Below are 1,388 nucleotides of genomic sequence, written 5' to 3'. Positions count from 1 at the left end.
GGCCAGCACTGTTTGCCCATAAGCCAATCCTGACAGGGTAGCGGTATCAAAGCAGGAGAAGGGATGAAAAGGATTACGTTTGATATCACACCGCTCTGCTGCGGCCATCAGAAAACCAAGGTCAAATGACGCATTGTGACCCACCAGTACTGCCCGGTTGCAACCCTGCTTCTTAACTTCCTTGCGTACTGTTTTGAAGATACTGTTCAGTGCTTGTTCTTCTTCAGTGGCAATACGAAGCGGGTGGAAGGGATCAATACCGATAAACTCTATCGCCGACTGTTCAATATTGGCACCTTCAAAGGGTTTAATATGGAAAGACTGAGGCTTACCGGGGTGCACATAGCCGCTTTCGTCCATTTCAATGACTACTGCCGCAATTTCCAGCAGGGCATCGGTGACGGAATTGAAACCTCCGGTTTCCACATCCACCACAACGGGTAAAAAACCACGAAAGCGGTTGGCCATCAGATGGCTGTCATCGACCACGGAATCTCCTTAATTCTTTCAGAGTCAATGGAAAGTCAGCCATCTGAAGGCAGACTTTCCGGTCTTCAGTGTCAGTTCAGGTCTTGCAAGCGCCAGCTCAGGGTTTCGCCTGCACGCAGAGGAATCACCTGATTGTCTCCCAGAGGGATGGACTCTGGCAATTGCCATTCTTCCTTAATCAGGCTTACTGAAGTCTGGTTTCTGGGCAGAGCGTAAAAATCCGGACCAAAGTGGCTGGCAAATCCTTCCAGTTTATCCAGTGCATTCATGCTCTCAAAGGCTTCAGCATACAATTCCAGGGCTGCCGGTGCGGTATAGCAACCTGCACAGCCACAGGCGGTCTCTTTGGCATCTACGGTATGAGGTGCAGAGTCGGTGCCGAGGAAAAATTTCGGGTTGCCACTGGTTGCGGCTTCGAGCAGAGCCTGCTGGTGGATATTACGCTTCAGGATCGGCAGGCAGTAGTAATGAGGGCGAATCCCTCCTGCCAGCATATCGTTGCGATTGTACAGCAGGTGGTGTGCAGTAATTGTTGCGGCTACATTGCTGTGGCTGCTTTTGACAAATTCGACAGCATCAGCGGTGGTAATGTGTTCCATAACCACTTTCAGGTCAGGGTGCCGAAGAGTAATGTCTCGCAGGTAGCGATCAATGAAAACTTTTTCACGATCGAAGATATCAATATCTTTGTCAGTAACTTCAGCGTGTACCAGCAGTGGCAGGCCCACCTCCGTCATAGCGATCAGACTTTCTTCAATGTTGCTGATGTCGGTGACACCGGAGTCAGAGTTGGTGGTTGCCCCGGCTGGATAGAGTTTCAGAGCTTTGACATCGCCTCTGGCCTTGGCTTCGCGAACTATTTCGGGTGTGGTGTTATCTGTCAGGTACAGCGTCATCAG

At 50.5% G+C, this 1,388-nt stretch carries 2 protein-coding genes; both read right to left on the bottom strand.

Annotated elements, in window-relative coordinates; genetic code table 11:
• Positions 1–468: ribonuclease T (rnt, locus tag KDK18_RS11940; RefSeq protein WP_257255148.1), on the bottom strand; the 468-nt coding region annotated here is incomplete at its 3' end.
• 92 nt (positions 469–560) lie between these two features.
• Positions 561–1,388 (bottom strand): dihydroorotase (gene pyrC / locus KDK18_RS11935; protein WP_257255147.1); only part of this gene is annotated, 828 nt, incomplete at its 5' end.

This window comes from Endozoicomonas sp. SESOKO3 (genome assembly GCF_024606255.1).
This window is presented reverse-complemented; position numbering and strand designations above follow the sequence as displayed.